A 26,064-nucleotide genomic window follows, 5' to 3' on the forward strand; every position below is an offset into this window, starting at 1 on the left:
GTATGGACATAGATCAAATCGATTTTAAAACAAATGTTTTCGTTCTCGCACTGAGGGATGTGGTTGTTTTCCCTGGCATGGTTGTGCCGCTTTTCGTTGGGCGAGAAAAGTCAATGAATGCATTGAATGCAGCCATGCAAGAAGATAAGCAGATCTTTTTGGTAACGCAGAAGAACGCTACACAAGAAACACCGACACTGGATAGCCTTTATAAAATCGGCGTTATGGCAAACATTCTTCAGTTGTTGAAGTTACCTGATGGCACATTAAAAGTATTGGTGGAAGGGGTTAAACGCTTCGAGTTAATAGATTTGAACGACCAAGACCAATATTTGACGGGTGATATCCAGCAAGTGGAAATTAATGAAACTCTTGGAGTGGAAGAGCAGGCGCTTGTTCGATCTATCCAAAAAAGCTTTCAACGTTATGCCGATTTGAAGAAAAAGGTGCCTTCCGAAGTACAGAAGAGCGTGCAAAAAACAGATGACCCGAATCAGTTGGTAGACACTATTTCCGCGAACTTGAAGTTGAGCATTGAAGATAAGCAGACATTGCTTGAAATGCTTTCTTTGACTGATCGTTTGGAAAAAATTCTAGCAACGATTGAATCAGAAATTGATTTGTTGGAATCAGAAAGCAGAATCAATCAGCGCGTTAAGAAGAAAATGGATCAAACACAACGCAATTTCTATCTAAACACGAAATTGCAGGCGATTCACGAAGAGCTTGGTGAAGGCGCTGAAGATAATGTGACGGAATTCAATCGTTTGAAAGAGCAGATTGAATCGGTTGGCCTGACACCAGAAGCTAAGAAAGTGGCTGAAGATGAGTTGAAAAAACTCAAGCAAATGTCATCACAATCTCCCGAAGCGAATATTGTCCGTACCTATCTAGAGTGGTTGGTTAATATTCCATGGAAAAAACGTTCTCGCGTTTCCAAAGATTTAAATAAAGCACAAAATGTTCTGGATACTCAGCACTATGGGTTGGAAAAGGTAAAAGAGCGTATTGTTGAATATTTGGCGGTTCAAAAGCGTGTCAACAAGTTGAAAGGACCTATTTTGTGTTTGGTGGGGCCGCCAGGTGTGGGTAAAACTTCTTTGGCACGTTCCATCGCAGAGGCGACCAACCGCAAGTATGTTCGTATGTCATTAGGAGGTGTGCGTGACGAAGCTGAAATCAGAGGACATCGTAAGACTTATCTGGGCGCCATGCCTGGGCGTATTATTCAGAAAATGAAGATCGCCGGTACGCGTAATCCTTTATTCTTATTAGATGAAATCGATAAGATGGCTCGTGATCAGCGTGGTGATCCTGCAAGCGCTTTGTTGGAAGTCTTGGACCCAGAACAAAACAAGAGCTTCAACGACCATTACTTGGAAGTTGATTATGACTTGTCGGATGTGATGTTTATTGCTACCTCTAACTCAATGGACATTCCTGAACCCTTGATGGACAGAATGGAAATCATTGATTTGTCAGGTTATACCGAGAATGAAAAACTTAATATCGCACAACAGCATTTGTTACCGAAAGAGATTAAAAATCATGGTTTGAAGCCTAATGAACTTCAGGTTGATGAGGCAGTAATTACTAAAATCATTCAGCTTTATACCAGAGAAGCCGGTGTACGATTGCTGAATCAGCAATTGTCCAAGATCTGCCGAAAAGTGGTGAAAAAGTTGGTGACGGATGATTCTTTATCTTCTATTCATTTAACGGTGGAGGATCTAGAAGAATATCTTGGCGTTGCCAAGTACCGTATTGGTCTGGCGGACGAAAAGAACCAGATCGGGCAGGTAGCAGGTTTGGCTTGGACTCGCGTTGGTGGCGATTTGTTGCGAATTGAGGCAACCGCTATGCCTGGGAAAGGGAAGAATACCTCGACGGGGCAGCTAGGTAGCGTTATGCAAGAGTCGACGCAGGCTGCGATGAGTGTGATTCGAAGCCGAACTAAAGAACTTGGCTTGGCTGACGATTTTTATGAGAAGCAAGACATACATTTGCACTTCCCGGAAGGTGCGACTAAAAAAGACGGGCCCAGTGCTGGTATTGCTATTTGTACTGCGATTGCGTCTGTTTTGACGCAAATCCCGGTCAAAGCAGATGTTGCCATGACTGGCGAGATCACTTTGAGAGGAGAAGTTCTTCCAATCGGTGGATTGAAAGAAAAACTTTTAGCAGCTTCTCGAGGCGGCATCAAAACCGTTTTGATTCCTTATGACAATATACGTGATTTGTCTGAGATTCCTGAAGAAGTGAAGAAAGGGTTGGATATTCACCCGGTTCAATGGATAGACGAAGTCTTCAGAATCGCGCTGGAATCTATGCCTAAACAAGCAGAGTCTTCTATAAACCTAGGTGATGAAGTAATAGAAAAAATTGTGGCAAATGAGACCGTAAAAGCTAAAAATCTTAAAAAAGATCATAAAAGGCACTAAATTCGTAAAAAAATGCGAAAACATGGCTTGACAGTAAATATTGTTCGTTGATATAACTACTGCAAGCCATTAAAGTGGTTTGTAAGACACTAAATACTTATGGAGAAACTCAAACATGAATAAGACTGAATTAGTTGCTGCAATTGCTGAAGAAGCTGGTCTAACTAAAGCTGATGCGGCTCGCGCATTGGACGCTGCCGTTTCAACTGTAACTAAAGCGTTAAGCTCTGGTGACTCGGTTGCAATTATCGGTTTTGGTACGTTTAAAGTTGGTGAGCGTTCTGCGCGTACTGGCCGCAACCCACAAACGGGTGCAGAAATGCAAATCCCAGCAGCAAAAGTTCCAAAATTCTCTGCTGGTAAAGCACTAAAAGAAGCAGTTAACTAATAAGAGTTTTCTTTCTTCTGTAAAAGGACCTCCTTTATGGAGGTTTTTTTATATCTAAAATTTAAAAGTTTTTATTGAATTTCTATCTAACCAAATGTTTTTAAACAAAAAAATTCCAATGCAGTTGTGTTTGTTTATAGTTTCAACAGTTATAAATGCTAATTAACTTCTCTCAAATCTTAATCGGTCTGTAAGGCGCTTAAACACTAAGTTTGTTTGTTATGTTCGAGTGACTTTTTGTATTGGTGTCATGATTTGTTTAGGGGGTAAATATAAAATTACAAAAAATGAAGATTTTGGTTTGACAATGGATGCCGAGTCTTTATAATACGCCCATCAGTTAAGGGGCAGCCTTGTTTATAACAAATATGTCACTTAATCGTTATAAAAGTCAGAGTTGGGTGATTAGCTCAGCTGGGAGAGCATCGCCCTTACAAGGCGAGGGTCACTGGTTCGAACCCAGTATCACCCACCAATTTTGACAACCTGTACGGAGTGGTAGTTCAGCTGGTTAGAATACTTGCCTGTCACGCAGGGGGTCGCGGGTTCGAGTCCCGTCCACTCCGCCATTTTTATAACACGAATTAATTCTTAATTCGGGTGATTAGCTCAGCTGGGAGAGCATCGCCCTTACAAGGCGAGGGTCACTGGTTCGAACCCAGTATCACCCACCATTTATTTTTGACACCTGTACGGAGTGGTAGTTCAGCTGGTTAGAATACTTGCCTGTCACGCAGGGGGTCGCGGGTTCGAGTCCCGTCCACTCCGCCATTATCTTCTTTATTTTTATTCAATCTTAAACCCACATTAGAAGCCAGAGATCTCTGGAATGCTTCTATGTTTTTGCATATGTGATTCACATAAATTTTGGATATAAAAAATCCCCAGTGAAGGGGATTCTTAGTCGTAATCAGCTTATCTTAGTTAGAAGACGCGATATTGTAGCCGCCATCAACATAAGTGATTTCACCGGTAATACCTGATGCTAGATCAGAGCATAGGAATGCTGCTGTGTTACCCACTTCTTCAATCGTAACATTACGTCGAAGAGGTGTCGCTGCAGCCGCTTTATCAAGCATGGTGCGGAAGTCTTTGATACCTGACGCGGCAAGGGTACGGATAGGTCCTGCAGAGACGGCATTAACACGAATACCATCCTGACCAAGATCAGCAGCTAGGTAGCGCACAGTCGCTTCTAAAGAGGCTTTGGCAATCCCCATAACATTATAGTTAGGCACAGCGCGCTCAGCACCTAGGTAAGAGACTGTCATAACAGAACCTTGATTCGCTTTTAGCATGTCATAACCAGCTTTAGTCAAAGCGGTTAAGCTGTATGCTGAAATGTCATGAGCGATAGAGAAGCCATCACGAGTTGAAGCATCAATCATACGTCCTTCAAGTTCTTCACGCGGCGCGAAAGCAACCGAGTGAACCAGAATGTCCAAACCACCCCAAGACTTTTTAAGTTCTGCAAAAACGTTTGTGATTTGTTCGTCAGAAGTTACATCAAGAGGCAAAACGATGTTGCTTCCTAACTCTTCGGCGATTTTCTCAACGCGGCTTTGTAGTTTTTCAGTTTGGTAAGTTAATGCGATTTCAGCGCCTTGCTCATGCATTTGCTTAGCGATACCGTAAGCAATGGATTTGTTATTGGCTACGCCGACAATCAGTGCCTTTTTACCTGCTAGGAAGCCCATTTCAACTCCTTGTAAGTTTTTATGTTGTTATTTCAATAAATAAAGTGTTGTCATTATAACGTAAATCATTCTATAGGATAGGTTTGTCGCCAAATCTCCCAAATCTAAATGGGCTGGTGTATACTGGCTTGCAGCGTTATTATGTGTAATGTCTTAGCAAAACCATACTTAGGAATTAAGGCAGAATTTTGATCGGACGTGCTGTTGTATTCTTACTGTTGATATCGGGGTTGACTGGCTGCTCAGGCTCTATGTGGAATAGTCCTTATCCAGTAGGGCAGACCCAGCAAGACATTCTCTATTCTTCCTTCTCATCCCCTCCTAAACATCTTGATCCTGCTATTTCTTATAACGCCAATGAATGGGCAATCATCAGCCAGGTTTACGAACCCCCTTTGCAATACGCTTACTTCAAGCGGCCTTATAGCTTGGAACCACTTACCTTGATGACGATGCCACAGGTTTCTTACCTAGATAAAGACGGCAATAAAGTCGATGAAAAATCTGCCAGGTTGGCCTACACGGAATATCGTTTTACCTTAAAGCCGGAAATCTATTTCCAACCGCATCCAGCCTTTGTCAAAGACGCTAGTGGACACCTAATCTATGGGCATTTGAGCGAAGAGGATGTGAAGGATATTCAAAGCCCTAGCGATTTCAAGTTGCAAGACACCCGCAGACTCTCTGCTGCAGATTACGTCTATGCGATTCAGCGCATGGCATTGAAACAGAATCATTCCCCAATTTTGGGAACCATGCAGCAGTATATTGTTGGGCTAAAAGCCTATTCAGATAAAATTTCAAAACAGGTTTCGCAGAATCCAGGTTTTGCTTTCAGAAAAGAAGCTATCTCTGGCGTTAAAGTCATTTCTGACAATGTATTCTCCATTAAAATCAAAGGGTTGTATCCACAATTTCTATATTGGATGAGTATGAACTTCTTTGCGCCGGTGCCATGGGAGGCGGTGCGTTTTTATCGTCAAGCGGTGTTGAAACAAAAGAATATTACACTGGATACTTTTCCGGTGGGCACAGGGCCTTATATGTTGGTGGAGAATAATCCGAATAAACGCATGAGGTTGTTAAAGAATCCGAATTTCGATCATGAGCTTTATCCATCGCAAGGCTTGCCGGCAGACGCGCCAAAGTCGCTTTTGAAAGATGCTGGAAAACCCTTGCCTTTCATTAATGAAGTCATCTATTCGTTAGAGAAGGAAAGTGTGCCTTTATGGAATAAGTTTCTTCAAGGCTATTATGATGTTTCCGGTGTGTCATCCGACAGCTTTGATCAGGCGATTTCCGTTTCGTCCAGCGGCAACATGGCGTTAACGCAAGCGATGAAAGACAAGAACATTCACTTTCTGAACCAAGTCGAGCCGACGATTTTCTATTTTGCATTCAATATGGCGGATCCGGTTGTAGGGGGCTATACCGAAAAACAACGCAAGCTACGCCAAGCCATCAGTATTGCCATCAATATGGAAGACTATATTTCCATTTTCCTGAATGGTCGTGGCATTGTTGCGCAAAGCCCGATTCCGCCGGGCGTTGCCGGCTATCAATCCGGTAAAGAGGGCATTGATCCCTATGTTTACGATTGGGTGGGTGGTGATACCAACGGACGAGCCAAAAGAAAGTCGATTGAAGTCGCCAAAAAGCTGTTGGCGGAAGCAGGGTATCCCGGTGGACGTAAACCAGATGGTTCACCATTGGTGCTTTACTATGACACGGCTGCAACCGGACCAGACAGCAAATCCATGTTGAATTGGTATCGCAAGCAATTCGCTAAGCTAGGCATTCAGCTTGCGGTTCGTGCAACCGATTACAACCGCTTTCAAGATAAAGTGCGTACCGCCAAAGTACAGATGTTTTCTTGGGGCTGGAACGCGGATTACCCTGATCCAGAATACTTTCTGTTTTTATTGGCGGGGGTCAACGCGCCTATCAACACCAATGGGCAAGGGGTGAATGGTGCCAACTATGATGATCCGCAATACAATAAATGGTTCGACCAAATCAAAACCATGCCGAATTCTCCTGAGCGTATGGCAATCATTCATAAGATGATTCGCAAGCTTCAGAAAGACGCCCCTTGGGTTTGGGGGGTTAACCCGAAAACGCTGGTGCTCTATCATGACTGGTACCACAATGCTTGGGCGCACCCTTTGGCAAACAACACGCTTAAATACAAACGGATTGATGCTCAAAAGCGTTATCAAGAACAACAAGCATGGAATAAACCTGTGATTTGGCCATTTGTTTTTGTGCTTCTAATCTTAATCGGCTCGATTTACCCATTGAGAAAAGCCTACTTGAAACGCCAGCATTTGCGCATTGATACTGACACCGAGGATGCAGCCTGATGTTTGCCTATATCATCCGTCGATTGTTGTATGCCATCCCGATACTTATCGGCGTAAACCTTATTACCTTTGCCTTGTTCTTCATGGTCAACACACCAGATGACATGGCTCGTGCGCAGCTAGGCGCCAAGCAAACTTCTCCAGAGTTGATTCAGGCGTGGAAAGTGTCCCATGGCTACGACAAGCCGCTGTTTTTCAATGCAAAGGCGTCTGGCTTTGACAAAGTGACAAACACTTTGTTCACGCAGGAGTCGTTGAAACTCTTTATGTTCGACTTTGGTCAGTCTGATGCCGGCAGGCAAATTTCCAGTGACATCTTGCAACGAATGGTGCCGAGTTTGTCGATTGCCTTACCGACGTTTATGATTGGGTTGATTACCAATATCGCTTTAGCGTTGTTGATTGTGCTGTTCCGCGGTTCGGTGTTGGATTCGGTCACCATGACGATTGCCGTCGCTATCATGTCGATTTCCGGGCTGTTTTACATTATTGCCGGTCAAGTCTTGTTCAGTAAACTACTGCACTGGGTGCCTATTTCCGGCTATGCCACCGGGTGGGAGGGCTCGAAATTTGTCATCCTGCCGGTTTTGATTGGCGTGTTCGCAGGCTTAGGTTCCGGCGTGCGTTGGTACCGTAGCTTGTTCTTGGAAGAAATCAATAAAGACTATGTGCGCACCGCAAGGGCAAAAGGGCTGTCTGAAATCTCCGTCCTCTTTAAGCACGTGTTGCAAAATGGGCTATTACCGATTTTGACCGGGGTCGTGGTGGTGATTCCGACCTTGTTTATGGGGAGTCTGATTATGGAGTCCTTCTTCGGCATCCCCGGGTTGGGGAGCTACACCATTGATGCTATCAACTCGCAGGACTTCGGCATCGTGAAGGCAATGGTATTCTTAGGTTCCGTGTTGTATATCTTCGGTTTAATCCTGACGGATATTTCCTATACCTTCTTTGATCCAAGAGTGAGGTTGAACGGATGATTCCCTTGTTCAACGGCATCTCCATTTATTTCTTTTGGACAGATATTATGATCTGGGGGCTGTTTTTCAGTCTGTTGGCTTGGTCGAGAGTGATTGGTCGGTCTGAGCAGGTCAAAGCGCAATGGCATCGGGTGTTCGAGTCTAAGGTGGCGATGATCGCCGCGATTATTCTAGTGGCATATTTTGCGATAGCCCTGATGGACTCGGTGCAAATCCACTTGGCACATGCCAATACCCAACCTGGCAGTTTTTTGGATGTTTTACTGGCACATTTGATTTCTGCAACCGAACGAACTTATTCCGCGCCTTTTGCGCTGCATGAGTTTACCAAGTCAACACAGTTGGGCTTGAATGGTGAAATGCAGCAGGTGTATCTTCCGCTAAAACATGTTAATGCAAATGCGTCGATAGGGATGCAAACAGGTGAAGCCATCGCGCTAGGCTTGCTGATTAGTGCGATTTTAATTGGTTTGCACGGCTTGTATCTTGCCAAACGAAATCAAACATCGTTCCCCCAAATGCTGTCCGCCATATGGCTTGAGCAAACCAAACTGCCTTGGCGTACTGCCTATGTCACTCTGACATCGCTTGTAATCGTGATGAGTTGGTTGTTTAAACTCAGTTATTCATACCATGTGTTGGGAACAGACCAAGTTGGCATTGATGTTCTCTACGATACGCTCAAAAGTATTCGCACCGGGGTATTGATTGGTGTGCTGACCACTTTGGTGATGTTGCCGATAGCCTTGACCCTGGGGATTACTGCTGGGTTGTTCAAAGGTTGGGTTGATGATGTCATCCAGTATCTTTACACCACACTGAACTCCATTCCCGGCGTATTGTTAATTGCTGCCGCAGTGCTGGTGATGCAAGTCATGATCAACAACCACCCAGATTGGATGCACTCCACCGCGGAGCGCGCTGACCTACGTTTGTTGTTTTTGGTGGGTATTCTCGGTGTCACCAGTTGGACAGGGCTGTGCCGCTTGTTGCGTGCCGAAACGCTTAAAATCAGCCAGATGGAATATGTCGTGGCCGCCCGTGCTTTTGGTGTGAGCAGAGCCAAAGTTATCTCGCGTCATATTTTGCCAAATGTCATGCATATTGTATTAATATCGGTCGTATTGGATTTCAGTAGTCTGGTGCTTGCAGAAGCGGTATTGTCCTATGTCGGCGTCGGTGTTGACCCAACCATGAACAGCTGGGGGAACATGATAAACCAAGCACGTTTGGAAATGGCGCGAGAACCGATGGTTTGGTGGTCACTGTTTTCGGCATTCGTGTTTATGTTTATTTTGGTGCTGGCGGCCAACCTTTTCTCAGATAGAGTTCAAACTGTACTCAATCCCAGAGAAAGCGTTAAATAAAAATGCGAAATAAGAGCGAAATAATCCAGTAAGTTTTAATGATGAGTTTAGAAGTAATGAGTTCAAATCAGCCCGTATTAAAAGTCGAAAACCTCTGTGTTGAGTTGGAAAAGAATCATCGACCTTTGATTTCCAATGTCAGCTTTGAGATCAATGCAGGGGAGATTTTTGCGCTGGTAGGCGAATCGGGCAGTGGTAAATCTCTCACTTCACTGGCGATTATGCGACTGTTGCCGGAAGCTTTGCAAGTATCCTCGGGTGCTATTTCGCTCAATCATCAAAGCCTATTCTCATTGCCTGAGTACCAAATGCAAAAAGTGCGCGGCAGACAGGTCGCCATGATCTTCCAAGAACCGATGACCTCCTTGAACCCGGTGATGAAAGTAGGGGATCAGGTTGCCGAGGTGCTTAGGGTTCACTTGGGGTTGAATCGTAAAGCCGCCAGAGAAAAAGTCGTCAGCCTGTTTGATGAAGTTGGCATTCCAAACCCTGAAGAACGTTATGACTGGTATCCGCATCAATTATCCGGCGGTCAGAAACAACGGGTGATGATTGCGATGGCGCTTGCCTGTGAACCTGATTTATTGATTGCCGACGAGCCAACAACCGCCTTGGATGTCACCATTCAGGCACAAGTGTTGAATCTGCTTAAACAAATCCGTGATGACCGTGGCTTGGCGATCTTGTTCATTACGCATGATATGGGCGTGGTCAATGAAATCGCTGATCGCGTTGCAGTGATGAAAGAGGGGGAAATTGTAGAGCAAGCTGAGACCGAGCATTTCTTTACCGATCCGCAACATCCCTATACGCAAAAGCTGTTGTCAGACGCGATTCCAAAGCGAGAAAATTTTGAAGATGAAGCTTTAAGTCCTGTTCAAAATCTTTTGCAAGTTAATGATTTAAAAGTCTATTTTCCGATTAAAAAAGGTATCTTTCAGCGTACAGTGGGTCATGTTAAAGCCGTCGATGGCGTCAACTTAACTATTCCAAAAGGGCAGACATTGGCGCTGGTGGGTGAGTCGGGCAGCGGTAAAACCACTATTGGCCAAGCCATTTTAAAACTGGTGGATGCTACTGCCGGGCAAGTGAATTTTACCAACGATCAAGCTACCCAAGCCATTAACTTGGTGGATTTATCCGAAAAAGCCATGAAGCCTTTCCGTAAAAAGGTACAGGTCATTTTCCAAGACCCGTTTTCGGCACTGAACCCAAGAATGACCATTAACGAAATTATTCGCGAAGGCATGAATAGCTTACAGGTTGGCCCTACAACCAGAGCAGAGCAAGATAAACGTATTGAGTCATTGTTGGAGCAAGTCGGCTTATTACCGGAACATAAATACCGTTATCCGCATGAATTCTCTGGCGGGCAGCGTCAGCGCATCGGTATTGCCCGCGCTTTAGCGGTAGAACCTGAATTGATTATCTGTGATGAACCAACCAGTGCCTTGGATGTTTCGGTTCGCGCACAGGTGTTGGCATTACTGAAAGACCTGCAAAAGACTTATCAGATGTCTTATCTGTTTATTACCCATGATCTGTCTATTGTGCCAAGTATTGCGCACCATGTGGCGGTGATGCAGGCCGGTAAAATTGTCGAGCAGGGATTGGTGGAAGACGTCATGCAAAACCCGCAGCACGACTACACACAAAGGCTGTTGGCTTCTGCACCCAGCTTGGTTAGGCAAGCTTTAGAACAAGCTTAAACATCTCTAGGAAATGGAATGCAAAACTATCAATTGGTGCTCACTGAGCATTTGAATCATTATGGCTTTTTATTTGGCGGTACTTTGTTGAAATGGGTAGACGAGTCTGCCTATATCTGCGCACGATTGGATTATCCTGGCAAGAGTTTCGTGACGGTAGGCATGGATAAAGTCAGTTACAAAAAGCGTGTTGAACTGGGGACGATTCTACGTTTCAATGTCGATAAAATTAAAACAGGAACGACGTCTGTCACTTATAAAGTCACCGCGAGCGTTGCCAGTGCGTTTAAGGATGATTGTTCAGAAATCTTTTCAACCATGGTCACTTTTGTTTGCATTGATGAAGATGGCAATAAACGACCGTTAGAATAAAAAAACTGCCAGGTTGGGGTTGAAACACATTAGACCCAACCTGGTAGATTTTAGTAATCAACGCTTATCTTCCCAGGCGTTTTTCCAATTCAACAATATCTTGAGTGGTTTTCAGTAGCGAATCTGGGTTTAGGCTCATGGAGTCAGCGCCCAATTCCACTAGGAATTCTGCCATTTCTGGGTAATCCGACGGCGCTTGTCCGCAAATGCCGGAGTGCAAACCATTGCGTTTGGCACCTTCAATCGCCCATTTAATCATGGTTTTCACGCCTTGATCTCGTTCATCGTAATCATAAGCCACCAGCTCGGAATCTCTATCGACCCCTAACACCAATTGCGTCAAGTCGTTTGAACCGATGGAAATGCCGTCAAACAGTGGGGCGAAGTGATCGATTTCAATCACGTTGTTGGGAATCTCACACATCATATAAACTTTCAAACCGTTTTCAGTGCGGCTCAAGCCGTATTTCTTCATGACTTCAAGCACTTGCTCGGCTTCTTTGACACGACGTACGAATGGAATCATGACGATGACATTGTTCAAGCCCATACGTTCGCGCACGGTTTTGATGGCTTGGCATTCCAAGGCAAAAGCCGGCTCGAAAGTCTCTGAAATATAACGGGATGCGCCACGGAAACCAATCATCGGGTTTTCTTCTTTTGGCTCAAAAGCACGCCCACCCAATAAGCTGGCGTATTCATTTGATTTGAAGTCTGACATGCGTACGACCACTGGTTTTGGATAGAAAGCGGCAGCGATGGTGCCAATACCTTCGGAAAGCTCGTGGAGGAAGAAATCTTTGCCAGACGCATGACCATCAATCAGCTCGATAATTTGCTCACGCTCATGGTCGCTTTCGATTTTATCCATGTTGAGCAGGGCAAGTGGATGTACTTTGATGGATTCGTTGATGATAAATTCCATGCGCGCCAAGCCAACGCCTTGGTTGGGTAGGAAGCTGGTTTTGAATGCTAAATCTGGGTTGGCGATGTTCAGCATCATTTCTGTTTTGGGTGTTGGTAAACCGGATAAATCTGTGTGCATGACATCAAAAGGCACGCTGCCTTCATAGACATTACCGGTGTCACCCTCGGCGCAGGAAACGGTGATTTCCGGGTTGTCTATGAGTACTTCAGTCGCATCCTGACAACCCACGATAGCGGGAATACCCAGCTCACGGGCGATAATGGCGGCGTGACAGGTACGCCCGCCACGGTTGGTGACGATTGCTGAAGCGATTTTCATCACGGGTTCCCAGTCTGGTGTGGTGATGTCTGAAACCAGTATTTCACCCGCTTGGAACTCATGCATGAACGTGGCGTCACGAATCACGTGTGCTTTACCCTGAGCGACTTTGCTACCGACGGCTCTGCCGGTGACAAGTGTTTTGGTGTCTTCATTTTTGTTGACATGGTAGGTTTCAAGCAAGTTGGCTTTGGTTTGTGAGGCAACGGTTTCAGGGCGCGCCTGCACGATGTAGAGCTTGCCGTCTAATCCATCTTTTGCCCACTCCATATCCATCGGTTTTTGGTAACCGGCTTTCTTGCTGTAATGCTTTTCAATCTTGATGGCGTATTCGGCAAGTTTGAGCACTTCATCATCTTTAATACAGAAGGATTTTTGTTCAATGGAAGATGTCGGGATGTTTCTGACCGGGGATTTGGTGATGTCCGGTGAGTAAATCATCTTGATGCTTTTGGCACCGCGGTGGCGACGCAAAATATGGCGGTAACCCTGTTCATAAGTCGGTTTGTGGACATAGAACTCATCGGGATCAACCGCGCCTTGAACCACGTTTTCTCCCAAGCCGAAAGCACCGGTGATAAAGACAGTATCGCGGAAACCACTTTCGGTATCCAGTGAGAACATGACGCCGGAAGCCGCCAAGTCGGAGCGCACCATTTTCTGTACGCCAATCGACAAGCCAACATCAAAATGATCAAAGCCTTTTTCGACACGATAGTGGATGGCTCGGTCGGTAAACAAACTGGCGAAACAACGCTTACAGGCATCCAGTAGCGAGCCTTTACCATGAATGTTCAGATAGGTGTCCTGTTGCCCGGCAAAACTGGCTGTGACCAAGTCTTCTGCCGTTGCAGAGCTGCGTACCGCCAAACTGATGTTTTCGTCGAACTGGTCTTTGAGCAGTTCGTAGGCTTCAATGATTTCCAACTCAAGCACTTTTGGTAGCGGGGCGTTGTAAACCAAGTCTCGAATGTGGTGTCCACGGTCAGCCAAATCTCGAACATTGTTGATGTCCAAGGTGTCGAGTAGGCGGTGCATTTCGCCTAGAAGTTGATTTTCTTCTATCAGTAAGTGGTAGGCTTCGGAGGTAATGGCAAAGCCGTTGGGAACCAATACGCCTTGTGGAACGAGTGCTTGGTACATCTCGCCGAGAGAGGCATTCTTACCGCCAACTAGGGGAATGTCTTCAATTCCGATTTCGTCAAAAAACTTGATATAAGTGAAACGCGACATGGCTCCTCCGGAAATGACTATGAAAGACTGCTTTTAGTGTTGAACAGCATAACAGAATTGCCTAAATAAAATCACTATCGAAAGTGTGGAATTCAAACTTTATTCAGACAATTTAGCCCCCCAACCTGGCAGATTTTGGAAGGGAGGATTGGCTTGTTGCTTTGCGACTTAATCGGTCGACTGAGCCGCTTCGTCGTTGAGCTTGTTGATGTCTTCCGAGTGCAGGCCTTCTAGAACAATTTGCAACAAGTGACTTGCCATGGCTTCAGCAGTAGGGAGCAGGGTAGGATCCTCACTCGGGAATTGTCTACTGCGTGTCGCAGACTGGAAAGCACCCAGTTTGGCATTGTAAAAATCAATATTGGCAGATGGGTTTTCAAATGCGGTGGTAACCATCAACTGTTCCAGTCCGGCTTTGGCAACACCGTAAGCGCCGTAATAAGCAGGGTGGCTTTCAGTACCCTGATCAAGAATGGCGACTAATTGACTGGTTGTCTCGCCGTTTTTCATCAGTGGCAAACATTGCTGTATCAGATGAAAGTTAGCGTTTAGGTTGGTGTGCAGGACTTCGTACCATTGCTTGTAATCGAAGAATTCAATTGGCGTAAAAGCTGGCAGAATAGCGGCATTCAGGAAAACACCGTCAAGTTGACCATATTCGCTACGTAACGTTTCTTGCAACTGGGCGTAGTGGTCGATGTTCGCACCCAATAAATCCATAGGAAACAACGCGGGTTCACAATTACTCTTAGCGGCTAGTTCGTCATAAATCAGATTTAAAGCTTCAAGATCTTTGTCTAACAAAATCAAGTTGTTATTATTGTTTGCTAAACCTAAAGCGAGCGCGCGACCGAGTCCTTGTGCCGCGCCAGTGATTAAGTAAGTGCTCATGGTTTTGTTTCCTTGGTGTTTGTTTTGTGGCTATTTTAGCTGATTGATGAATTCGCTGATTTCAAAAGGCGTGTCGAAGAAGAAATCCGCTGGCCAGTCACCGTCTGTTGCCGACTCCGGCAAGTAGCCGAATAGAGCGGCACCTGTTTTCATCCCAGCATTGATACCCGCTTCGATGTCACGAGGGTGGTCGCCAATGTAAATGCATTTTGTCGGTTCGATGCCACATTCTTCGGCGGCTTTGAACATTGGTTCGGCATTGGGTTTGCGTACGGGCAGGGTGTCGCCAGAGATGACAGTTAATGGCGTAGCAGGAAAGTGTATTTCCGAAAGGAGTTTTTCAGTCAACCAACCGGGTTTGTTGGTGACAATCCCCCATGGTATTTTCTTTTTATTAATCAGGGCTAAACCACGCTCAAGTCCAGGAAAAATACGGGTGTGGTGGTTGATGTTATCAAAGTACACTTGCAGAAAATATTGGCGTTTTTCTTCCAGCGCGTCACCTTCCAAATCTGGAAATGCAAGCTTGGTCATGGCTAGGCCGCCTTGAGAAACGGTTTTGCGTATATCTTGGTAGCGCAAATGCGGGGCATTGAAATGTTTACAGGTACGGTTCAGGGCGTAGGCAAAATCGTAGGAAGTGTCCAGTAGTGTGCCGTCCAAATCAAAAAGAATGCAGTCGATGCTCATAGTGACCTTATTAGTATAAATGTAGTAGTGTTTTTGTCAGTTTTTTTGGTACGCCAATAGGTAGTTGACGTCTAGTTTGTCTGACAGACCATATTGGTTGAGTACGGGGTTAAAGTCGATTCCCGCACCATCAACTAATTGCAAACCAGCTTGACGAGCCATTGCATCCAGCTCAGAAGGTTTGATGAATTTGTCATAGGTATGGGTGCCTTTCGGTACCAGATTCAACAGATTTTCCGCGGCTAAAATCCCGAGTAGATAGGCTTTGTAATTGCGGTTCAAGGTAGAGAAGAACACCCAACCGTTAGGTTTGACACAATCCGCAGCAGCTTTAATGATGGAAGCCGGATCTGGAACATGTTCCAGCATTTCCATACAGGTCACGACATCATAATGTTCAGGATGGGCTTTTGCGTGTGCTTCAGCGGCAATGCACTGATAGTCAATACTCAACTCGGATTCCAAACTGTGTAGCTTGGCAACGGTAAGAACCTCTTCGGCTAAATCAATACCCGTTGTTTTCGCGCCTGCTTCTGCCAAAGACTCAGATAGAATTCCGCCGCCGCAGCCAATATCCAGCGCCGTTTTGCCTTGTAAAGGGGTGTGAGACTCAATGAACTCAACACGAAAAGGATTGATGGTGTGCAACGCACCGAATTCACCTTCTTTATCCCACCAGGTATGGGCAAACTGGTTGAAGTTATTGAGTTCGGCTTGATCTGCGTTTGAATGGTCGGACATAGTTTTCAATATCATTAATCTTAGTTGCCTTGAATTATAAACAACTTCAACCGGGCTTGTGGCATGACTTTGTTTTTCATGGCTGGATTGTCAGTCGCCAAAGCGTGTTGCTTGAAAGCTGTTAAGTAAATAATGCATGAGATAACAGAAGACGAGTGTGCCAACGATAGCGACCATGATGCTGCTAACACGGTAAAAAGAGGTAAAGACTAGATCATTTTGCGGTGTAAGGTAAAGACCAAATAATACTGCTAAGGTTGTCATAGCACTAAAACCTGCACCCGAGCTGACACCTTCCTTGACGTGTGTTTGGCAGAACAGAAAAGTCCCTATCCAAAGAGCTAATATGACAAGAATTAATTCACTGGTCCAGTCTTGTAAGATAACTTGTATCAAAAGCGCATAGATGACACCAAGAGTTGCGCCCATTGCGCGCTTACGAGCGTAATCCATGCTGCCGTGCCAGTGCATAGGAAAGAGCAGTAAGATGGTTGTGACTTGTGCGGAAAGTGAGTCGTGCAAATCAAATACCTGAAACACCACGAAAGATAGGGTTGCGACACTGGCACCCATTAAGGCTTCATGTCGAACGCGATGGGGCTGCTTCTCTGGTGGCGTTCGTTTTGGCGGTGGTTCAAGGTCTGGAATGAGAGCCGTCACTGCATAAGCGATGAGTACCGAGAGGATGCCTGCGCCAAAATTGGTGAATATCATATCGTTGATGTCTGTATTGGCATAGCTGGCGAAATGCAGCATGATACTCAAGGTCAAAACACCATTGGCACCAAACAAAAACAGACTGCCACGAGACATGGCGATAAAGCGATAAAGAAAGAGCACAAACACCACAGGAATCATAATCCCCGGGTGTGTGCCAAATAGACCGCCAAGGATACCAAGTTCAATGCCGCTGATTGCAGAGGACGCCAATAGCTGCTTTGCGGCATGAGCGTTCATCTCGGGAACCAAGCCCAACAGAAGAATAGGGAAAATGGTGAAGAACACGCCATAATCCCAGTTCATTAATTTGCACATGGTGAAGCCGAGCGTTGCGCCTAACCCGACGCGAATGCTCCGTCTTAAGCCGTTTTCACTCAGTGCAACATGGTTTAGTATCATCTGAAATCTCGGTAAATTCTCAGTAAATATAGTGCAACAGGCTGATGGTTTTGATTTGCAATTTGGCAAGGAAACGGTAGATGCTATTTTGCGGTATCAATTGCACAGTAGCTAACGAGCCGGTTGCCAGTAATGGAAAGTCTTTTGATTGCAGTGATAAATGCAGGCGCATTCTTTGTGCATCACGAATCCAACGGTCAGATTTTATGGGGGTCGCTAGACTGCCGTTGGCATCAAATTGCCCCGTGCTCACGCCGGCATCTCGACTGGTTACTTGAGCCAGAAAAAGTTTACCCGGATCAGCATCGAAGGTGACCCAAGCTTGAGTTTGGTTGTTGACACCTCGAAGACTTTTTTCACGGAAGTCCGCAATGATGTCGAGCTTGTCGGACACGATTGCAAGTACAGGTTGATCGGTAGCTGCGACACTGCCATCCATCAGTTGTAGATTGGTGACGACACCATCTTCCTGAGCACGTACTTTGGTGTAGCTAAGATTAAGCTCAGCTTGTTGTTCTTGGTTGCGAGCCTGGAGTAATTTAAGGTTGTTGTTGCCGGTATTGCCTCTGGCAGCAATAAGCTTTGCCAGTTGTGCTTTGGAAGCAGAAAGGGTGGCTTCTGCGGTCTGCACATCAGTGGTGGCTTGATCTCTCAATTGACGAGACACGCCGTTACTGGCATAAAGAGCACTCAGGCGTTTTGCATCTCGTCGCTTTTGCGCCAGCTCTGCTTCGTTTGCATGAATTTCGGCTGTGGCAGCTTTAATAGAGGCGTCTAGCTCAGCATTGTTTTGCATTGCTTCATCCAATGACAGTTTTGCTTTTTCAAGGGCAAGTTTGTATGGCGCGTCATCAAGCGTGAATAGGATGTCGCCTTGTTTGACGTGTTGGTTGTTGTGCACAAGCACTTCGGTCACTCTTCCGCTAACCTGTGGCGCCATTTTAACCACCGTTCTAGTTGCCATGGATTGGGTGGTTAAGGGCATTTTCAAATCTGCAAGCATGAAATAGACGAGAATTGCGACAAAGAGCAGCATTGAAAATTTGATTAATCGTGCGAATTGTTGATCAGGCGTCATCTCTTTTCTCTCTGTGACTGTATTTATTTTATGGTTCTTGGATTTCCGATGTCAGTTTGTCATGTATGTTGGTGGCGATGCGTTCCATTACCGAATCAAATAATGTCAATTCTTCAGGTGTGATACCAGCAAGTAACTCTGTGCGAACCTGAACGATGCGGGCTTCCATTTGTCGAATGATGGCAATACCTTCTGGCGTTAAGTTCACCAGTCTTACCCGCTTGTCCTCTTTACAAGTATGTCGCTGAATTAAACCGTGTTCTTCCAGCTGACCAAGCGTACGCATGAGTGATGCAAGTTCGATTTCCAACGCATCCGCTAAATGTTTCTGGCTAGTGTTATCTCCCATACGCCAAAGTTTCCACATGGCGGTCCAGCGAGGGTGGGTTAGGCCTAATGGTAAAAGCTCTGCATCGACGATAACGCGCCATTGTCGATGTAGTCGGCCGAGCTTTTCTACCAGTGAGGTGTGGTTTGATTGTGTGATGTATTTTTTCATGGCATTCATTTTAGTTAAATTATTTAGCGTGCTAAGTAATAAATAGTTTAGCATGCTAAGTAAGTTTGTCAAATAATAATAGTGCTATTGAAAATAGATATTAAGGGAGGATGGTTTGTAGGGCGGGGGTTAAAAATGCCTTGCAATGAATTCAGAAAAATGGATGAGATTACAAAATTAACTGAAACTTAACAAAACACACTCTAAACGCGATTTTTTGGTTATAATCTTTGGCTAATTTCAACTCAATATAAGTCGATTTTTTATATGTCAGATTTTGCAAGAGAAATCCTTCCCATCTCGCTTGAAGATGAAATGAAGCAATCCTATTTGAGTTATGCCATGAGCGTTATCATCGGTCGTGCGTTGCCCGATGTTCGAGATGGATTGAAACCCGTTCACAGACGTGTGCTTTACGCCATGAACGAATTGGGTAATGGTTGGAATAGGTCATATAAGAAATCGGCTCGTATCGTCGGGGATGTAATCGGTAAATACCACCCTCATGGTGATACGGCTGTTTACGACACGATTGTTCGTATGGCACAGCCTTTCTCTTTGCGCTACATGCTGGTAGACGGTCAAGGGAACTTCGGTTCGATTGATGGTGATGCGCCAGCTGCAATGCGTTATACGGAAGTGCGTATGGCGAAAATCGCCCATGAGCTGCTAGCGGACCTTGATAAAGAAACTGTCGATTTCTCACCTAACTACGACGGTTCTGAGTCAGAGCCAAATGTTTTGCCAACGCGTATTCCAAATCTTTTGGTAAACGGTTCATCAGGTATCGCCGTAGGTATGGCAACAAACATCCCTCCGCATAACTTGACTGAAACGGTCAATGCCTGTGTTGCTTTGATTGATAACCCGGATTTAACGATTGATGACTTGATGGAATACCTTCCTGGGCCAGATTTCCCGACACAAGGGATTATCAATGGTACACGCGGTATTCGTGAAGCTTATGAGACAGGTCGTGGTCGTGTGCAGATTCGTGCTAAAACGGCTATTGAAACTGACAAGTCCGGTAAAACATCCATTATCGTTAATGAAATCCCTTACCAGGTAAACAAAGCCAAACTGATTGAGCGCATTGCAGAGCTGGTAAAAGAGAAGAAAATTGAAGGGATTTCTGGATTACGTGATGAGTCTGATAAAGACGGGATGCGTATCGTTATTGAGATTCGTCGAAACGAAGTGCCTGAAGTCATTATCAACAACCTGTACAAACAGACTGCAATGCAGACAGTGTTTGGTATCAATATGGTTGCTCTGATTGATGGTCAGCCAAAACTATTGAACTTGCGCCAGATTCTTGATGCGTTTATCAAACATCGTCGCGAAGTGGTTACACGACGTACTATCTACGATTTACGTAAAGCACGTGAAAAAGCCCACTTATTGGAAGGCTTGACCGTTGCGTTGAACAACATTGATGAAATGATCGAGTTGATTAAGTCATCTGCTAGCCCTGCGGTGGCAAAAGAGCGCATGCTAGAGCGTGATTGGCCAGTTGGCAACGTTGAGCAACTGCTAGAAAAAGTAGATTTGAATGACGTGAGACCAGAAGACCTTGAACCTGGTTATGGTGCCGCTGGTGGTATTTACAAGTTATCACCTGTTCAGGCTCAAGCGATTTTGGAAATGCGCCTACATCGTTTGACAGGATTAGAGCAAGACAAAATCATTGAAGAATACAGAGAGCTTGTTGAGAAGATTGCCGAATTCTTGGATATTTTGAGAAATTCTGACCGCCTAACAGAAGTGGTTCGCAATGAATTGTTGGAAGTGATTGACAGTTTTGGTGACGGACGACGTACTGAAATTGACTACAACTACCAAGATTTGGATGCGGAAGATTTGATTGCTGTTGAAGATCGAATCGTCACCTTGTCTCAAGATGGTTACATCAAAACACAGCCATTGTCTGATTATCAGGCACAAAGACGTGGCGGTCGTGGTAAGTCTGCAACGCAGATGAAAGAAGATGATGAAGTCGGTCAATTGTTGGTTGCGAGCACGCATGACATGTTGCTGTGTTTCTCGAACAGAGGTCGATTGTATTGGCAGAAGACATGGCAGTTGCCGTTGGCAAGCCGTGGTTCAAAAGGTAAGCCTATCGTAAACGTTTTCCCGCTGGAAGAAAACGAGTACATCACGTCTATTTTGCCGGTTTCAGAGTTTGTTGAAGACAAGTTTGTTTTTATGGCAACAAAGACATCTGTCGTGAAGCGTGTTGCATTGACTGATTTCTCCCGTCCTCGTGCAAACGGTATTATTGCCGTTGACCTATTGGAAGGGGATGAACTGGTCGGTACCGCATTGACCAATGGTTCGCAGGAAATCATGCTGTTCAGTGATATTGGTAAGGCAATTCGTTTTGACGAGAACGATGTTCGTGTCATGGGGCGTCAAGCTCGCGGTGTTCGAGGCATGAAGCTAAAAGATGGCATGAGTGTCATCAGTATGCAAGTTGCCGAGCCGGACACTTTGATTTTGACCGCAACCGAAAACGGTTTCGGGAAATGTACGCCAGTGGAAGATTACTCAACCATCAACCGTGGTGGGCAAGGGGTTATCTCCATCAAGACTTCCGATCGTAATGGTAATGTCGTTTCCGCGGTATCCGTCAAACCTGAGCAAGAAGTGGTGCTTATTACCAATAAAGGGACACTGGTTCGCACCAGAGTATCTGAGATTTCGGTTGTTGGTCGAAACACCCAAGGTGTTAAATTGATCAATGTCGGTAAAGGTGAGTGGGTCGTTGGTCTAGCCGTGGTTGATGTCAATGATGAAATCGACGAGGAAGGTTTGGAAGAAGGGGAAGTAGAAGCTGTTTCATCCGAAACACCAATCTCTGACGACACACCCGAAAGTGAAGAATAATTAAAAGACCACACCAAGACAGGCGCCGCATTAGCGCCTGTTTTTGGTTGTTGATATCCGAACGCTAACTTAATACGTTTACACTTCGCTATTCAAAATTTTTTATAGGAAACACGCAATAAATGAGAGCATTTAACTTTAGCGCTGGGCCAGCGATGCTGCCAGAAGAGGTTATGAGAAAAGCGCAAACAGAGTTCTTGGATTGGAAGAATACTGGTATGTCGGTTATGGAAGTCAGCCATAGAAGCAAGGAATTTATGGAACTGGCACATAAAATGGAAGCCGATTTGCGTGAAGTGATGCATATTCCTGACAACTACAAAGTCTTGTTTGTTCATGGTGGAGCCTCGCTACAGTTTACGGCGATTCCAATGAATTTGACGCAGGAGGGTGACACCGTTGATTACATCAATACCGGTGTCTGGTCTGCAAAAGCGATTAAGGAAGCGTCTCGTTATGTGAATGTCAATGAAGTGGCGACCTCTGAAACTTCTATTCCAAGTTTTGATGACATAAGTTTCAGTAAAGACGCCAAATACATTCATATTTGCCAGAATGAAACCATCACAGGGGTTGAATATCAATCACTACCGAAAACAGACAAGATTATTGTTGCTGATTTCTCATCAACCATCTTATCGCGACCAATTAATGTTTCGGATTTCGGTGTTATTTACGCGGGCGCCCAAAAGAACATTGGGCCAGCCGGTTTAGCGATCGTTATCGTTAGAGAAGATTTGATTGGTAATGCGCGCTCAGATACGCCAACATTGATGAATTGGCAGACCTATAACGATAACGAATCTATGTTTAACACACCATCCACTTATGCGTGGTATTTGGCCAGTCTTGTGTTTGAGTGGATCAAAGACCAAGGCGGTGTTGAGAAGATGGCTGAAATTAATCAGCGCAAAGCGAATAAGCTTTATGAGTTAGTTGATGCTTCTGACTTTTACTATAACGAAATCGAGCCTTCAGTACGTTCTTGGATGAACGTAACTTTTAAGCTTAAAAACCCAGACTTGGATACCTTGTTTTTGGAAGAATCCAAAAAGGCTGGCTTGTTAAGTCTGAAAGGGCATAAAGTTTACGGCGGTATGAGAGCGAGTATCTACAACGCTATGCCTGAAGCTGGAATTGATGCGCTTGTAGCATTCATGAAAGATTTTGAAGAGAAACACGCGTAACCCAGATTAAATAGAGAAACGAATCGGATATATGGAAATTTCACAGGCAGAAAAGGAAAGACTACTCGAAATTCGCAATGAGATCGACTCAATCGATGCGGAAATCCAAACATTGATTGCCAGACGTGCTGAATGTGCTCAACAGGTTGCACATGCCAAGACACAAGGCGGTCAGGTTGATGTGGTTTTTTATCGTCCTGAACGGGAAGCTCAAGTCTTGAGAGCTGTGAAAGAACACAATAAGAGTTTGATTTCTGACAATGAAATGATGCGCCTGTTTCGCGAAATCATGTCTGTATGTCTGGCGCTGGAACAGCCCATTAAAATCGCCTATTTAGGGCCTGAAGGAAGCTATTCTCACGCCAGTGTTATCAAGCAGTTTGGTGCGTCGGCGCATACCTTGGCGGTTTCTTCAATCGAAGATGTGTTTTCTGCGGTAGAAAAAGGAGATGCCAACTATGGTTTGGTGCCTGTTGAAAATTCATCTGAAGGGGCGGTAAAACAAACACAACAAGCCTTGATGAAAACCTCTCTCAAGGTCACTGGTGAAATTGAGTTGGTGATTCATCATTGCATCATGTCTCAGAATGAGAAGCTGGAAAACATCAAAAAAGTCGTCGCCCATGCGCAAGCCTTAGGGCAGTGTGAACACTGGTTGAAGAATAATATGCCTTGGGTCGAAATCGAGCCTGTTGCGTCAAACGCATTAGCGGCTCAAATGGCAAGTCAAGACGATACTCTAGGGGCAATTGCTTCGGAACAGGCGGCACAGCTTTATGGTTTACGCGTGCTGGAATCACACATTGAAGATAGCCATGAAAACAGTACAAAATTCTGGGCAATCGGTTCTGAAGAAACCGAGCCAAGCGGTGATGATAAGACCGCTATGATTGTTTCCATGTCAAATAAATCAGGCGCTTTGATGGATGTGTTATCCAGCTTTGCCAGTCGAAAAATTTCTATGACACGCATTATTTCGGTACCCTCAACTGATACCAAGTGGGATTATTTATTCTTCATTGATATTTTGGGGCATAAAAAAGATGCTTCCGTTGCCGAGGCGCTTGAAGAGGTAAAACAAAAGACATCCTACTTCAAACTACTTGGATCTTTTCCTACTTCACCATTCAGCTGATATTTGAGCTTATAAAACATGACAAAACTTTTCGAAAAGCTGTTACAACCACAAGTCGCAGGCATTCAAACTTACGTGCCTGGAAAGCCTATCTCTGAGCTTCAACGCGAATACAACCTTTCACGTGTTTCCAAACTTGCATCGAATGAAAACCCGTTGGGAGCCAGTCCAAAGGTATTGCAGGCTATTCGCGATCAATTGGTGGATATCGGGCGTTACCCAGATGGCAGTGCGTATTATCTGACGCATGAAATGGCAAAATTTCTGAACAGAGCGCCAGAGGAAGTTGCTTTTGGAAATGGTTCAAATGAAATGCTGGAGCTGGTAGCAAGACTTTTTGCTGGGCCAGGTGATGAAATCGTTTACTCGCAATATGCATTTGCCATTTACGCTATCAGTGCACAGATAGTCGGAGCAACCGGCGTTGAAGTACCGGCGAAAGGGTGGGGGCATGATTTGCCCGCCATGTTGAAAGCAATTACGCCAAAAACCAAGATTGTGTATCTGGCTAACCCAAATAATCCGACCGGAACCATGTTTTCCAAGGATGAATGGGAAGCTTTCATTTCAAAAGTACCCTCGGATGTTATCGTGGTGCTTGACGAGGCTTATTTCGAGTATGTGAACGATTCAGCCTATGCAAACGGTTTGGATTATATCGATGACTATCCAAACTTATTGGTTTCAAGAACCTTTTCTAAAGCTTATGGGTTAGCGTCTTTGCGCTTAGGTTATTTGGTAGGGAACAAGGAGCTGATTGGCTATATCAACAAGCTTCGTGCACCGTTTAATGTTAACCACTATGCGCAAGTTGCTGCAGTAGCTGCGATTAAAGACCAGAGCTTTGTTAAAAAGACAGTGGACTTCAACTTGTCTGGTATGGCACAGTTTCTGGCTGTTTTTGACAAGCTAAACATTAATTACATTCCTTCTCATGGTAATTTCGTGTGTGCTTCCTTCGGTAAGAAAACCAGTGAAGTGAATCAGGAATTGTTAAAAAAAGGCGTAATCACCAGGCCTTTAGCTGGGTACGCTATGCCTGAGTACCTACGTATATCTATTGGCAGCTCAAACGAGAACCAACACTTTATCAGTGTTATTACCTCTCTGATGAAGTAGCACGAAATGATGAATATAAAAAAAATTACCATTATCGGCGTGGGCTTAATTGGAGGATCCTTTGCCAAAGGGTTGAAGGAAAGTTCAGAAAAGAACAACCTTGGTTACGAGATAACTGGCTATGAACCGAATGTCGATAATCTGAAGAAAGCCGTTGATTTAGGGGTTGTTGATCGCTACGAAGTAGAATTAGCAAATGCAGTTCAAGATGCGGATTTGATTCTTTTAGGTGTTCCGCTTGGTGCGATGGCGATGGTTTTGAACGAAATTCGCGCTAGTATCAAACCTAATGCAATTATTACGGATGTTGGCAGTGCCAAAATGTCGGTTATTTCAGCGGTCAAGGAAGCATTTGGTGAAGTGTTGCCAAACTTTGTTGCCGGTCATCCAATTGCAGGAAAGGAGAAGAGTGGGGTAGAGGCAGCCTGTTCGGACTTGTTTATAGATCATAGGGTGGTGCTAACGCCGACACAGGAAACCTCTGCTGGAGCAATGGCAACCGTTAGAGCTTTGTGGGAAAGCTTGGGGGCTTGTATTACTGAGATGGCGCCTGAGTTTCATGATGAAGTTTTCGCCGCAACCAGCCACTTACCGCATTTATTGGCGTTTAGTTTGGTTGACTTACTTAACGAGCACGAAGAGCTGGGGAATGTTTTTCAATATACCGCTGGTGGATTCCGTGACTTTACCCGTATCGCTTCAAGTGATGCCACCATGTGGCGAGACATTTCACTCAGTAACGCTCAAGCGATTGTGAAGTGGCTTAGAAACTACCAAGCAGAAATAGATAATTTAATCGGCTTAATCGAAGGGCAACAGTCTGACGCTTTATATGAGTTGTTTCATGACGCCAAGGTTGCTCGCGACAAACATATTGTAAAAGACACGCTTTAAAGTCAGCAGTCGAATGATTTACACAAAAT

20 protein-coding genes and 4 tRNA genes are annotated in these 26,064 nt (G+C 44.9%); 16 read left to right on the forward strand and 8 right to left on the reverse strand.

Annotated elements, in window-relative coordinates; genetic code table 11:
- The first annotated feature begins 2 nt into the window (after window positions 1-2).
- The 6 genes from lon to F8R13_RS02815 all read left to right on the forward strand — a co-directional run bounded on the left by lon (window position 3) and on the right by F8R13_RS02815 (window position 3,600).
- Complete coding sequence (gene lon / locus F8R13_RS02790) at window positions 3-2,441, forward strand: endopeptidase La (RefSeq protein ID WP_152831798.1); 2,439 nt, start codon at window positions 3-5, stop codon at window positions 2,439-2,441.
- A 115-nt stretch (window positions 2,442-2,556) separates the two neighbouring features.
- Window positions 2,557-2,829: an HU family DNA-binding protein gene (locus F8R13_RS02795; protein WP_029908910.1), complete on the forward strand. Its 273-nt coding sequence runs from the start codon at window positions 2,557-2,559 to the stop codon at window positions 2,827-2,829.
- A 399-nt stretch (window positions 2,830-3,228) separates the two neighbouring features.
- Window positions 3,229-3,304 (forward strand) — tRNA-Val (locus tag F8R13_RS02800).
- Window positions 3,305-3,321: 17 nt separating this feature from the next.
- A tRNA-Asp gene (locus tag F8R13_RS02805) sits at window positions 3,322-3,398 on the forward strand.
- Between the two features lie 29 nt (window positions 3,399-3,427).
- Window positions 3,428-3,503 (forward strand) — tRNA-Val (locus F8R13_RS02810).
- A 20-nt stretch (window positions 3,504-3,523) separates the two neighbouring features.
- Window positions 3,524-3,600, forward strand: a tRNA-Asp gene (locus tag F8R13_RS02815).
- A 149-nt stretch (window positions 3,601-3,749) separates the two neighbouring features.
- Here the strand turns inward: F8R13_RS02815 and F8R13_RS02820 are convergent.
- On the reverse strand, window positions 3,750-4,526 hold the full coding sequence (locus F8R13_RS02820; RefSeq protein WP_152831799.1) for an enoyl-ACP reductase: 777 nt from the start codon (window positions 4,524-4,526) through the stop codon (window positions 3,750-3,752).
- 188 nt (window positions 4,527-4,714) lie between these two features.
- Between F8R13_RS02820 and F8R13_RS02825 the strand changes: the two genes are divergently transcribed.
- The 5 genes from F8R13_RS02825 to F8R13_RS02845 are packed head-to-tail and all read left to right on the forward strand — an operon-like array spanning window position 4,715 to window position 11,317.
- Window positions 4,715-6,889 carry an ABC transporter substrate-binding protein gene (locus F8R13_RS02825; RefSeq protein ID WP_253806300.1) on the forward strand — a complete coding sequence of 725 codons (2,175 nt, stop codon included), beginning with the start codon at window positions 4,715-4,717 and terminating at the stop codon, window positions 6,887-6,889.
- Window positions 6,889-7,869, forward strand: a complete 981-nt coding sequence (locus F8R13_RS02830; protein ID WP_152831800.1) for an ABC transporter permease — start codon at window positions 6,889-6,891, stop codon at window positions 7,867-7,869. The genes F8R13_RS02825 and F8R13_RS02830 overlap by 1 nt, the downstream gene beginning before the upstream one ends.
- Window positions 7,866-9,236 carry an ABC transporter permease gene (locus F8R13_RS02835; RefSeq protein WP_253806301.1) on the forward strand — a complete coding sequence of 457 codons (1,371 nt, stop codon included), beginning with the start codon at window positions 7,866-7,868 and terminating at the stop codon, window positions 9,234-9,236. Before F8R13_RS02830 ends, F8R13_RS02835 begins: the two co-directional genes overlap by 4 nt.
- 38 nt (window positions 9,237-9,274) lie before the next feature.
- A complete protein-coding gene (locus tag F8R13_RS02840) occupies window positions 9,275-10,945 on the forward strand; it encodes an ABC transporter ATP-binding protein (protein ID WP_253806302.1) in 1,671 nt (556 codons plus the stop codon).
- An 18-nt stretch (window positions 10,946-10,963) separates the two neighbouring features.
- Complete coding sequence (locus F8R13_RS02845; protein WP_152831801.1) at window positions 10,964-11,317, forward strand: acyl-CoA thioesterase; 354 nt, start codon at window positions 10,964-10,966, stop codon at window positions 11,315-11,317.
- Window positions 11,318-11,381: 64 nt separating this feature from the next.
- On the opposite strand, the gene ppsA is transcribed toward F8R13_RS02845, so the two are convergent.
- From ppsA to slyA, 7 genes are all read right to left on the reverse strand, one after another.
- On the reverse strand, window positions 11,382-13,796 hold the full coding sequence (ppsA, locus tag F8R13_RS02850; RefSeq protein WP_152831802.1) for a phosphoenolpyruvate synthase: 2,415 nt from the start codon (window positions 13,794-13,796) through the stop codon (window positions 11,382-11,384).
- Between the two features lie 168 nt (window positions 13,797-13,964).
- Window positions 13,965-14,687 carry an SDR family NAD(P)-dependent oxidoreductase gene (locus tag F8R13_RS02855; protein WP_152831803.1) on the reverse strand — a complete coding sequence of 241 codons (723 nt, stop codon included), beginning with the start codon at window positions 14,685-14,687 and terminating at the stop codon, window positions 13,965-13,967.
- A gap of 30 nt (window positions 14,688-14,717) precedes the next feature.
- Window positions 14,718-15,377: an HAD family hydrolase gene (locus tag F8R13_RS02860; RefSeq protein WP_152831804.1), complete on the reverse strand. Its 660-nt coding sequence runs from the start codon at window positions 15,375-15,377 to the stop codon at window positions 14,718-14,720.
- A gap of 36 nt (window positions 15,378-15,413) precedes the next feature.
- On the reverse strand, window positions 15,414-16,118 hold the full coding sequence (gene ubiG / locus F8R13_RS02865) for a bifunctional 2-polyprenyl-6-hydroxyphenol methylase/3-demethylubiquinol 3-O-methyltransferase UbiG (protein WP_152832096.1): 705 nt from the start codon (window positions 16,116-16,118) through the stop codon (window positions 15,414-15,416).
- A 90-nt stretch (window positions 16,119-16,208) separates the two neighbouring features.
- The gene (locus F8R13_RS02870) at window positions 16,209-17,237 is read right to left on the reverse strand and encodes a DUF2955 domain-containing protein (protein ID WP_152831805.1); all 1,029 of its coding nucleotides are present in this window, start codon (window positions 17,235-17,237) and stop codon (window positions 16,209-16,211) included.
- A gap of 19 nt (window positions 17,238-17,256) precedes the next feature.
- On the reverse strand, window positions 17,257-18,315 hold the full coding sequence (locus F8R13_RS02875) for an HlyD family secretion protein (RefSeq protein WP_152831806.1): 1,059 nt from the start codon (window positions 18,313-18,315) through the stop codon (window positions 17,257-17,259).
- A 28-nt stretch (window positions 18,316-18,343) separates the two neighbouring features.
- The gene (gene slyA, locus F8R13_RS02880) at window positions 18,344-18,814 is read right to left on the reverse strand and encodes a transcriptional regulator SlyA (RefSeq protein WP_152831807.1); all 471 of its coding nucleotides are present in this window, start codon (window positions 18,812-18,814) and stop codon (window positions 18,344-18,346) included.
- 267 nt (window positions 18,815-19,081) lie between these two features.
- Between slyA and gyrA the strand changes: the two genes are divergently transcribed.
- From gyrA to F8R13_RS02905, 5 genes are all read left to right on the forward strand, one after another.
- Window positions 19,082-21,700, forward strand: a complete 2,619-nt coding sequence (gene gyrA, locus F8R13_RS02885; protein WP_152831808.1) for a DNA gyrase subunit A — start codon at window positions 19,082-19,084, stop codon at window positions 21,698-21,700.
- A gap of 122 nt (window positions 21,701-21,822) precedes the next feature.
- The gene (gene serC, locus F8R13_RS02890) at window positions 21,823-22,887 is read left to right on the forward strand and encodes a 3-phosphoserine/phosphohydroxythreonine transaminase (protein ID WP_152831809.1); all 1,065 of its coding nucleotides are present in this window, start codon (window positions 21,823-21,825) and stop codon (window positions 22,885-22,887) included.
- A gap of 31 nt (window positions 22,888-22,918) precedes the next feature.
- Entirely contained in the window at window positions 22,919-24,022 is a 1,104-nt protein-coding gene (gene pheA / locus F8R13_RS02895) for a prephenate dehydratase (RefSeq protein WP_152831810.1), read from the forward strand.
- Between the two features lie 18 nt (window positions 24,023-24,040).
- Window positions 24,041-25,141 carry a histidinol-phosphate transaminase gene (hisC, locus tag F8R13_RS02900; RefSeq protein WP_152831811.1) on the forward strand — a complete coding sequence of 367 codons (1,101 nt, stop codon included), beginning with the start codon at window positions 24,041-24,043 and terminating at the stop codon, window positions 25,139-25,141.
- 6 nt (window positions 25,142-25,147) lie between these two features.
- Window positions 25,148-26,035: a prephenate dehydrogenase/arogenate dehydrogenase family protein gene (locus tag F8R13_RS02905; protein WP_172967676.1), complete on the forward strand. Its 888-nt coding sequence runs from the start codon at window positions 25,148-25,150 to the stop codon at window positions 26,033-26,035.
- The last annotated feature ends 29 nt before the right edge of the window (window positions 26,036-26,064 follow it).

It is taken from the genome of Hydrogenovibrio sp. JE_KL2, from assembly GCF_009296185.1.
In the GTDB taxonomy this organism is placed as follows: Bacteria; Pseudomonadota; Gammaproteobacteria; order Thiomicrospirales; family Thiomicrospiraceae; genus Hydrogenovibrio.

Excerpts from the sequence above, each read along its gene's own strand:
- lon (WP_152831798.1), top strand. The coding sequence starts at position 3 with ATGGACATAGATCAAATCGATTTTAAAACAAATGTTTTCGTTCTCGCA.
- F8R13_RS02795 (WP_029908910.1), top strand. The coding sequence starts at position 2,557 with ATGAATAAGACTGAATTAGTTGCTGCAATTGCTGAAGAAGCTGGTCTA.
- F8R13_RS02820 (WP_152831799.1), bottom strand. The coding sequence starts at position 4,526 with ATGGGCTTCCTAGCAGGTAAAAAGGCACTGATTGTCGGCGTAGCCAAT.
- F8R13_RS02830 (WP_152831800.1), top strand. The coding sequence starts at position 6,889 with ATGTTTGCCTATATCATCCGTCGATTGTTGTATGCCATCCCGATACTT.
- F8R13_RS02835 (WP_253806301.1), top strand. The coding sequence starts at position 7,866 with ATGATTCCCTTGTTCAACGGCATCTCCATTTATTTCTTTTGGACAGAT.
- F8R13_RS02840 (WP_253806302.1), top strand. The coding sequence starts at position 9,275 with ATGATGAGTTTAGAAGTAATGAGTTCAAATCAGCCCGTATTAAAAGTC.
- F8R13_RS02845 (WP_152831801.1), top strand. The coding sequence starts at position 10,964 with ATGCAAAACTATCAATTGGTGCTCACTGAGCATTTGAATCATTATGGC.
- ppsA (WP_152831802.1), bottom strand. The coding sequence starts at position 13,796 with ATGTCGCGTTTCACTTATATCAAGTTTTTTGACGAAATCGGAATTGAA.
- F8R13_RS02855 (WP_152831803.1), bottom strand. The coding sequence starts at position 14,687 with ATGAGCACTTACTTAATCACTGGCGCGGCACAAGGACTCGGTCGCGCG.
- F8R13_RS02860 (WP_152831804.1), bottom strand. The coding sequence starts at position 15,377 with ATGAGCATCGACTGCATTCTTTTTGATTTGGACGGCACACTACTGGAC.
- ubiG (WP_152832096.1), bottom strand. The coding sequence starts at position 16,118 with ATGTCCGACCATTCAAACGCAGATCAAGCCGAACTCAATAACTTCAAC.
- F8R13_RS02870 (WP_152831805.1), bottom strand. The coding sequence starts at position 17,237 with ATGATACTAAACCATGTTGCACTGAGTGAAAACGGCTTAAGACGGAGC.
- F8R13_RS02875 (WP_152831806.1), bottom strand. The coding sequence starts at position 18,315 with ATGACGCCTGATCAACAATTCGCACGATTAATCAAATTTTCAATGCTG.
- slyA (WP_152831807.1), bottom strand. The coding sequence starts at position 18,814 with ATGAAAAAATACATCACACAATCAAACCACACCTCACTGGTAGAAAAG.
- gyrA (WP_152831808.1), top strand. The coding sequence starts at position 19,082 with ATGTCAGATTTTGCAAGAGAAATCCTTCCCATCTCGCTTGAAGATGAA.
- serC (WP_152831809.1), top strand. The coding sequence starts at position 21,823 with ATGAGAGCATTTAACTTTAGCGCTGGGCCAGCGATGCTGCCAGAAGAG.
- pheA (WP_152831810.1), top strand. The coding sequence starts at position 22,919 with ATGGAAATTTCACAGGCAGAAAAGGAAAGACTACTCGAAATTCGCAAT.
- hisC (WP_152831811.1), top strand. The coding sequence starts at position 24,041 with ATGACAAAACTTTTCGAAAAGCTGTTACAACCACAAGTCGCAGGCATT.
- F8R13_RS02905 (WP_172967676.1), top strand. The coding sequence starts at position 25,148 with ATGATGAATATAAAAAAAATTACCATTATCGGCGTGGGCTTAATTGGA.